An 8,648-nucleotide genomic window follows, 5' to 3' on the forward strand; every position below is an offset into this window, starting at 1 on the left:
GAGCCCGCGGCCGCCGCCGTGGCGGCGGTGACCCGGCCGACCAGCGAGAGCCGCTCGCGCCCGGTCGCGTCCGCCATCGCGGCCATCGCCGCCGCCGCTCCCGACAGCCCGCCGAAGTAGAGGTAGCCGGGCAGGTGGGGCGCCTTCCAGCGCGGCCGTTTCAGCACCGGCCGCCCGTAGTAGGACCCGAACTCCGCGCGCGGCACCATGGACCGCTCGCCACCGCGTTTCGGCATCAGCGCCTCCCGAGGAAGGACACGGCGACGCAGCCGGCCAGGGCCGCCGCGGCTCCTCCGGCCCACTTCCACATCGCGGGCAGGTCGCGGGTGGTCACCACCGGGTCCGGCGGCAGGCCATAGGTCTCCGGCTCGTCCAGCAGCAGGAAGAACGCGCCGTCGCCGCCGACGCCGTCGTTCTCGTCCTCGCCGTAGAGGCGCGCCTCCGCGACGCCCTCGTCGTGCAGCTCGTCGAGACGCACGCGGGCGCGTTCGCGCAGCTCGTCCAGTGGGCCGTACTGGATCGAGTCGGTCGGGCAGGCCTTGGCGCACGCCGGCTCCATGCCGTCGCCGATCCGGTCGTAGCACATCGTGCACTTCCAGGCGCGGCCGTCGCCCTCGCGCCGGTCGATCACGCCGTACGGGCAGGCCGACACGCAGTAGGCGCAGCCGTTGCAGACGTCCTGCTGCACGACGACGGTGGCGAACTCGGTGCGGAACAGCGCGCCGGTCGGGCACACGTCCAGGCACGCGGCGTGCGTGCAGTGCTTGCACACGTCCGAGGCCATGAGCCAGCGGGTGCCGCCGTCGCCGTCGCCGACCTCGCGCGGCCGGGACTGCTCGATGAACGCTACGTGCCGCCACGTGCTCGCGCCGAGCTGGCCGGTGTTGTCGTAGGACATGCCGGTGAGCGCGAACCCATCGTCGGGGATGGCGTTCCACTCCTTGCACGCCACCTCGCACGCCTTGCACCCGATGCACACCGACGTGTCGGTGAAGAACCCGGCGCGCGCCGGCGGGTCGGCGTACCCCGCGTCCTCGGCAACGTCGTGCAGCGGCCCGTACAGGCTGTTGCTCATCTCAGTCCTCCGGGATTCCCGCCTGGCGGCGATAGCGGCGTACCAGGGCGCCGAGCGCGGCGCCCTGAGGGCGACGGCCGGGGCGGATGTCGCAGGTCGCGGCCTTGCTCTCCTGGATGTGGGTGTTCGCGTCGAGCACGATGGGCAGCAGGTCGTTGGCCGAGTCGCCCCGCACGACGCCGGAGGTGCCCCAGTGGTAGGGCAGGCCGACCTGGTGGACGGTGCGTCCCTGGATCCGCAGCGGCGACATCCGGTCGGTGACCAGCACCCGCGCCTCGATCGCGGTCCGCGCGGTGACGATGGTGGCCCAGCCGCCGTTGGTCAGCCCGCGCTCGGCGGCCAGCGCCGGGGAGACCTCGCAGAACATCTCCGGCTGCAGCTCCGACAGGTACGGCAGGAACCGGCTCATGCCGCCCGCCGTGTGGTGCTCGGTCAGCCGGTACGTCGTGAACGCGTACGGGTACACCGAGCTGCCGGCCGGGTGATAGCGGTTGTCACGCCGCGGATAGAGCTGCCGGGCCGGGTTGTCCTGCTGGGCGTAGAGCGGGTTGACGGCCGGCGACTCCTGCGGCTCGTAGTGGGTCGGCAGCGGCCCGTCCAGGAGTCCCTTGGGCACGAACAGCCAGGCCTTGCCGTCGGTCTGCATGATGAACGGGTCGGTCCCGGCGATGGCGGCCTGCGCCGTCGCGCCCTGCGGGGGCTCATATGACGGCGGCTTGGTCTTCTCGAAGTCCGGCACGTCGTGGCCGGTCCACTGCTCGCCGTCCCACCAGACGTAGGCCTTGCGCTCGCTCCACGGACGGCCCTCCGGGTCGGCGGAGGCGCGGTTGTACAGGATGCGGCGGTTCGCCGGCCACGCCCAGCCCCACTCGGGTGCCACCCACGACTGGTCCCGGCCCGGCCGGCGGCGCGCGGTCTGGTTGACGCCGCCGGTGTAGCAGCCGGAGTAGATCCAGCAGCCGGAGGAGGTCGAGCCGTCGTCCTTCAGCGCGGTGAAGCCGGCGAGCGGCTCGCCGTCGCCGTCGTACCCGTTGATCTCGCGCAGCACGGCATCGGCGGACGGGTCGTCGTGCGGGCCCTCGACCGGGTAGTCCCAGCTCAGATCCTGGACCGGACGGTCGTTCGGGTCCGTGGACCCGGCCAGCCGCTCGCGTACGCGCAGGCCGAGGTGGTAGATGAACCACAGGTCGCTGCGCGCGTCGCCCGGCGGGTCCAGCGCCTTGTGGTGCCACTGGAGCAGCCGCTGCGTGTTGGTGAACGTGCCGTCCTTCTCGGTGTGAGCCGCGGCGGGCATGAAGAACACCTCGGTGGCGATCCGCTCGGGGCTGGTCTCGCCCGCGGCGATCTCCGGGGAGTTCTTCCAGAACTCGGCGCTCTCGATGAGGTTCAGGTCGCGGACCACGAGCCACTCGGTCGCGGCGAGACCCTGGCGCTGGAGCCGCCCGCCCGCCGAGCCGACGGCGGGGTTCTCCCCCATCAGGAAGTAGCCCTTGACCTTGCCGGCGATCTGGTCGAGCACCGTGTGGTAGGTGCCGTGGTCGCCGGTCAGGCGCGGCAGGTAGTCGAAGCAGAAGTCGTTGTCCGCGGTCGCCGCGTCGCCCCACCAGGCCTTGAGCAGGCTCACCATGTAGGCGCGCTTGTTGCCCCAGAAACCCGTGTCGCCGGCCGCGCGTTCGAGGTAGGTGTCGAGGCTCTCGTGCTCGTGGGCGTACGGCATCGGCAGGTAGCCCGGCAGCAGGTTGAACAGCGTCGGGATGTCGGTGGAGCCCTGGATGCTCGCGTGCCCGCGCAGCGCGAGGATGCCGCCGCCCGGCCGGCCGATGTTGCAGCAGCTGCAGGATCGCGGCCGTGCGGATGTACTGGGCGCCGACCGTGTGCTGGGTCCAGCCGACGCTGTAGACGAACGCGGTCGTCCGGTCGCGGCCGGAGTTCGCCACGATGGCGTCGGCGAGCTCGGCGAACCGCTCCGGGCCGATGCCGCACATCTCCTCGACCAGCTCGGGCGTGTACCGCGCGAAGTGCCGCTTGAGGATCTGGTAGACGCAGCGCGGGTGCTGGAGCGTCTCGTCGCGCTGCGGCGCGTGCCCGGTCTGCGACGGCGTCGCCTCGAACGTCGCGCCCGGCCCGTGTTCGTGGGACCGGCCCTCGTCGGGTCTCGCCTCGTCGCGCGTGCCGGCCGCCGCCTGGGGGTCGCCGTTCCGGTACGCCCAGCTCGTCGGGTCGTACTCCCGCTTCTCGGCGTCGTAGCCGGAGAACAGGCCGTCGAGGTCCTCGGTGTCGCGGAAGTCCTCGCTCACGATCGACGCCGCGTTGGTGTAGCTCCGGACGTACTCGCGGAAGTCGTGGCCGCCGCTCAGCACATGGTTGACCAGGGCGCCGAGCAGCACGATGTCACTTCCGGCGCGGATGGGCACGTGACGGTGCGCCACCGCGCTGGTGCGGGTGAACCGCGGGTCGACGTGGAAGATCTTCGCGCCGCGCGCCTTGGCCTCCATCACCCACTGGAACCCGACCGGGTGGCACTCGGCCATGTTCGAGCCCTGGATGACGATGCAGTCGGCGTTCGCCAGATCCTGCTGGAACGTCGTGGCGCCGCCACGCCCGAAACTGGTCCCCAGACCGGGGACGGTGGAGGAGTGTCAAATACGGGCCTGGTTCTCGATCTGGATCGCGCCGAGCGCGCTCCAGAGCTTCTTGATGAGGTAGTTCTCCTCGTTGTCGAGCGTGGCCCCGCCGAGGCTGGCGATGCCCATCGTGCGGCGGACGGGCTTGCCCTCGTAGGTGTCCTCCCAGCCGCTGCGCCGCGCCTCGATGACCCGGTCGGCGATCATGTCCATCGCCTCGTCGAGGTCGAGCGACTCCCACTCGGTGCCGTGGGGACGCCGGTAGAGGACCTTGGTCTGGCGGCCCGGGGAGGTGACGAGCTGCTTGCTGGCCGACCCCTTGGGGCAGAGCCGCCCGCGCGAGATCGGGGAGTTCGGGTCGCCCTCGATCTGGATGACCTTCTCGTCCTTGACGTAGACCTTCTGCCCGCACCCGACCGCGCAGTAGGGGCACACGGACTCCACGACCCGGTCGGCCTCGCCCGTCCGCGCCCGGAGCGCGTCGGTGTTCTTCGACCGTGTGGCCTTCCCCCGCCCGAGCCGGTCGGAACCGGTCAGCTGGCGGAAAACCGGCCAATACTCGATGCCCACGTGCCTTATTGAACATCCTTTATCGGTGGTCTTTCCACCACCCTCCGCGCACGGAGGCGTCTTCGCCGCTCAAGGGGGTAGCGTCGGGCGCATGGGCCGAGTGACGGTACGGCGGCGGATCGCGCACATCGACGAGCGGGGCACGCGCCAGCGTCCCGACACGCTCGTGGTCGAGGAGCCGCTGGAGATCCGGCTGGCCGGGCGCCCGCTGTCGGTGACCATGCGGACGCCCGGTGACGACTTCGACCTGGTCGCCGGATTCCTGCACGGCGAGGGCGTCGTGCGGTCCGCCGACGACGTCCGGGCGATGCGCTACTGCGCCGACACCGACACGATGAACGTCATCGACGTCACGCTCGCCGAGGGCGTCGAGCCGCCCGAGGTCTCGGTCGAGCGATCCTTCTACACGACCAGCGCGTGCGGCGTCTGCGGCAAGACGAGCATCGACGCCATCCGGCAGCGGAGCCGGTACGACGTGCGCGCGGACCCGGCGCGGCTGGACCCGGAGACGCTGGCGCGGCTGCCCGAGACGCTCCGCGACGCCCAGCGGGTCTTCGACCGCACCGGCGGGCTGCACGCGGCCGGGCTGTTCGACGCCGAGGGCACCCTGCTGGCGATGCGCGAGGACGTCGGGCGGCACAACGCCGTCGACAAGGTGGTCGGCTGGGCGCTGAAGGACAAGCGGGTCCCGCTGACCGGGCACGTCCTGCTCGTCAGCGGGCGCGCCTCGTTCGAGCTGACGCAGAAGGCGCTGCTCGCGGGCGTCCCGGCGCTGGCCGCCGTGTCGGCGCCCTCCTCGCTCGCGGCCGACCTGGCCGAAGAGGCGGGGATGACGCTCGTCGGCTTCCTGCGCGGCGCGTCGATGAACGTCTATGCCGGGGCCGGCCGGGTCGGCTCCGGTGCTTGACCCGATGGGGCCCGGACGGCATATATTGCACGCCGTGTCCAATGAGCGGAAGCGACCGAGCGAGTTGAGGGACGAGCCGCCCACGGAGCGAGCAGGGAGCGGACGCGACCAGAGGACACGCGCCGATGCGCAGGCCGCGCGGCGGATCCAGGGTGACGGCGTCGACCTGGCCGTCCACGAACGCGGCCGGGGCCCCGCGGTCCTGCTCGTGCACGGCTTCCCGGACACCCACGCGGTCTGGGACGGGGTCGCCGAGCGGCTGGCGGCGCGGTTCCGCGTCATCACCTACGACGTGCGCGGCGCGGGCGCCTCGTCGCGGCCCCGGCGGCGCGACGCGTACCGGTTCGAACACCTGGTCGCGGACATGCGGGCGGTGCTCGACGCGGTGAGCCCGGCCGCGCCCGTGCACCTGGTCGGCCACGACTGGGGCGCGATCCAGTCGTGGGAGGCGGTCTGCGCGATGCCGGATCGGTTCGCCTCGTTCACCTCGATCTCGGGCCCGTGTCTCGACCACGCCGCGCGCTGGATGCGCGCGGGCCTGCGCCGGCCCTCCGGCGTACGGGCGGTCGCGCGGCAGCTCGCGCACTCGTGGTACATCGCCGCGTTCCAGACCCCCGTCGTGCCCGAGCTGGTCTGGCGGCACCTGCTCGCCCGCCGCTGGGCGGGCCTGCTCGAACGCACCGAGGGCGTGGCGGTCCGCTCCCATCCGGCACCGACACTCGCCGAGGACGCCGCCGCCGGGGTGAACCTCTACCGCGCCAACATGCTCGCCCGCCGCCGCGCCTCGGGCGAGCGCCGCACGACCGTGCCGACCCAGGTCGTGGTCGCGACGGGGGACGCGTTCGTGACGCCGGCGCTGGCCGCCGAGGCCGCCCGGCCGTTCGCCGACCGGCTCCAGGTGCGCCCGGTCCGCGCCCCGCACTGGGTGCCGCTGACCCAGCCCGGCGAGATCGCCCGCCTGATCGCCGAGCACATCACCCAGGTCGGCGCGGGCACGTCGCTTGAGAACTCCTAGCAAAGTGAGAGGTCGGCCGGCCTCCGCCGGCAGATGGCGCCGCAGGCCAGGCTGAGGAATGCTTCGTGGACGTCGTCGCGGATCTCCCAGCGGATGCGCAGCCGGCGACACCAGTGCGGCAACGCGAAGCTTCGACCACCCACCGATGTGCGCTCAGCCCGGAACCGTGCTCGACACCACGCCGGGCGATGACCGGCATGATCCCTTCCTCACGTAATGATCAAACCCCTGATGATCATCGTTATTCCAAGATCATTCTGTTCGGAGTTCTCAGGCGCCCCCCGGGTGTCCGGGGTCGTGTTCGCCGTCAGAAGGCCAGGGTCGCCGAGGCGAGGCGGCGGACGAGCGGCTCGTCGACCTCGTGGCCCAGGCCGGGCGTCTCCGGCACCGGCACCCGGCCCTCCGTCGCGCGGATCGGCGGGTCCACCACGTCGTGCGCGTAGTACTTGTCCGAGCCGGACACGTCGCTGGGCAGGGTGAACCCGGGCAGCGACGCGATCGCCACGTTGGCCGCGCGGCCCACGCCGAACTCGTGCATGCCGCCGCACCAGACGCGCCAGCCGGCCTCGACGGCGCGGTCGTGCGCCGTGCTCGCGACGGTCAGGCCGCCCATCCGCGACACCTTGATGTTGAGCACGCGTCCCGCGCCGATCTCCAGCGCGGTGTCGAGCTGGTCCAGGTCGTCCACGGACTCGTCGAGGCAGACCGGCGTCTCCAGGCGCGCCTGGAGACGGGCGTGCGCGGCGATGGCGCCCGGCGCGTACGGCTGCTCGATCATGGTCAGGCCGAAGCGGTCGAGCGCCCGGAAGACCTCGTACCGGTCCTCGCCGTAGGCGCCGTTGGCGTCCACGTGCAACGGCAGGCCGGGATGGGCCTCACGCACGGCGCGCACGGGCTCGACGTCCCAGCCGGGCGCGATCTTGAGCTTGATCCTGCGGTAGCCCTCCGCGGCGTACCGGTCCACCTGGACGAGCAGATCGTCGATGGTCGGTTCGATGCCCAGGCTCACACCGGCCTCGATGTCCCGCCGGTCGCCGCCGAGCGCGCGGGCGAGCGGTGTGCCGGCCGCCCGCGACCACAGGTCCCAGCAGGCGATGTCGAGGCCGGCCTTGGCGAAGTGATGGCCGCGGACCCGCCTCCAGAGCGCGCCGACCTGGGACGGGTGATCCCAGTTCGCGTCGTGCAGGGCGGGCGCGAGGTACCGCTGGAGCGTCATCCAGCAGATGTCGACGGTCTCCGGGCAGTAGTACGGGTCGCTGGGCGAGGCGATCTCGCCCCAGCCGACGGCGCCGTCCGCGTCGGCGACGCGGACGAGGATGTGCTCGAGGTGGGTCTTGCGGTGGGAACTGGTCTGGAAGGCGTGGACGAGCGGCAGGCTCAGCCGGAACGCCTCGACCGTGGTCACGCGCGGCACTCAGCCCTCCTCGTGGCTCGGACGGAAACGGTAGACGGCCGTGTGGCCGTCGCACACACGGCAGGAGATCGCCTGCAGGCCCTCCCCCGTCAACCGGGTCAGCGCGTCGGCGACATCGTCCCGCAGGTGGTGCGCCGCGGCCTGGTCGCGGGCGACCAGTTCGTCCCAGTCGCGCGGCATGCCGACCAGCACGTCGCCGCCGGGCTCCCGGCGGATCTCGGCCCAGCCGACGTGCGGCGGGCGCGGCAGGTCGCGTGAGGTGTCCGTCAGCAGGTCCCACTCGACGATCAGCCGGTCGGTGCGCATTCCGGGGTCGCGGCCGGAGTCCTCGACGCCGTACAGGTCGCGGGTGAACCAGCGGCCGGTGGCGCCCAGCACGTCGAAGTTGAAGTGGGCGTTGTGCGTGCGCACCGGGTCGAAGGCCCAGCGCATGACGGTCACGCCGGTGGACAGCACGTAGTCCCGCTGGCTGAACTTGAGCGTGCGGCCGACGCCCCGGCCCTGCCAGCCGGGCAGCACCGCCGCGACCTGGGAGTAGTGGTAGACGGTCGTGGTGTCCGAGCCCAGGAAGCCGTACGTGAAGCCGACGAGCTCGTCTCCGGCGAACGCGCCGATCACCGAGCCCGCGTTGCGCGAGAGCGCGGCGAGCAGCCGCGGGCTGACCGCCGGGTCGGTGGCGGACAGCGCGAACGCGGTGCGGTAGACCTCCACGCCCGCGCGCATCTCGGCGGCGGTGGTCAGAGGTCGTACGGTGATCGACGGGGAGAGTGTCAAAATCTTCTCTTCTTGCGGTGAATGACGATCAATACGCTGATTTCACGGCAAGTTTAGTATCAAATCCATGGACACCGACCTGGCCCGACGCCTGACCGCCGCGGCGGCCGACCTGCTCCCCTTCGGCCGGGAACGGCTGCGCGCGTACGCGCTCGCCGAGGCGCCGTCCGGCGACGACGAGGTGCTCGCCGCCGACGCCGACGCGATCGAGGCCGGGCTGCGGGAGGCGGGCGGGCGCGTCTCCCGCGACGACGGCCATCTCGTCACCG

General features: G+C 72.1%; 6 protein-coding genes and 3 pseudogenes. 3 read left to right on the plus strand and 6 right to left on the minus strand.

All coding sequences use genetic code 11. The features are described 5' to 3' along the window. From ACFFNX_RS39905 to fdh, 3 genes and pseudogenes are all read right to left on the minus strand, one after another. Positions 1–236: pseudogene (locus ACFFNX_RS39905) on the minus strand (NrfD/PsrC family molybdoenzyme membrane anchor subunit); the annotation flags it as partial. Next, positions 236–1,075, minus strand: a complete 840-nt coding sequence (locus tag ACFFNX_RS39910) for a 4Fe-4S dicluster domain-containing protein (protein ID WP_378211354.1) — start codon at positions 1,073–1,075, stop codon at positions 236–238. The gene ACFFNX_RS39910 and the pseudogene ACFFNX_RS39905, both read right to left, overlap by 1 nt. 1 nt (position 1,076) lies before the next feature. Beyond that, a pseudogene (gene fdh, locus ACFFNX_RS39915) lies at positions 1,077–4,278 on the minus strand (formate dehydrogenase). An 82-nt stretch (positions 4,279–4,360) separates the two neighbouring features. Between fdh and fdhD the strand changes: the two are divergent. After that, positions 4,361–5,176, plus strand: a complete 816-nt coding sequence (gene fdhD / locus ACFFNX_RS39920) for a formate dehydrogenase accessory sulfurtransferase FdhD (protein WP_378211355.1) — start codon at positions 4,361–4,363, stop codon at positions 5,174–5,176. A gap of 34 nt (positions 5,177–5,210) precedes the next feature. After that, positions 5,211–6,191, plus strand: coding sequence for an alpha/beta fold hydrolase (locus tag ACFFNX_RS39925; RefSeq protein ID WP_378211356.1), 981 nt, complete (start codon positions 5,211–5,213; stop codon positions 6,189–6,191). Here the strand turns inward: ACFFNX_RS39925 and ACFFNX_RS39930 are convergent. The 3 genes and pseudogenes from ACFFNX_RS39930 to ACFFNX_RS39940 all read right to left on the minus strand — a co-directional run. Next, positions 6,188–6,408: pseudogene (locus ACFFNX_RS39930) on the minus strand (IS5/IS1182 family transposase); the annotation flags it as partial. The gene ACFFNX_RS39925 and the pseudogene ACFFNX_RS39930 sit on opposite strands and share 4 nt — an antisense overlap. A 90-nt stretch (positions 6,409–6,498) precedes the next feature. Further along, positions 6,499–7,605 carry an o-succinylbenzoate synthase gene (gene menC, locus ACFFNX_RS39935; RefSeq protein ID WP_378211358.1) on the minus strand — a complete coding sequence of 369 codons (1,107 nt, stop codon included), beginning with the start codon at positions 7,603–7,605 and terminating at the stop codon, positions 6,499–6,501. After that, complete coding sequence (locus ACFFNX_RS39940; protein WP_378211359.1) at positions 7,606–8,379, minus strand: hypothetical protein; 774 nt, start codon at positions 8,377–8,379, stop codon at positions 7,606–7,608. Positions 8,380–8,446: 67 nt separating this feature from the next. Here ACFFNX_RS39940 and ACFFNX_RS39945 point away from each other — a divergent pair. After that, the coding region (locus tag ACFFNX_RS39945) for a hypothetical protein (RefSeq protein WP_378211361.1) at positions 8,447–8,648 on the plus strand (202 nt) is incomplete at its 3' end.

The organism is Actinoallomurus acaciae (assembly GCF_042429965.1).
GTDB lineage: Bacteria > Actinomycetota > Actinomycetes > Streptosporangiales > Streptosporangiaceae > Actinoallomurus > Actinoallomurus acaciae.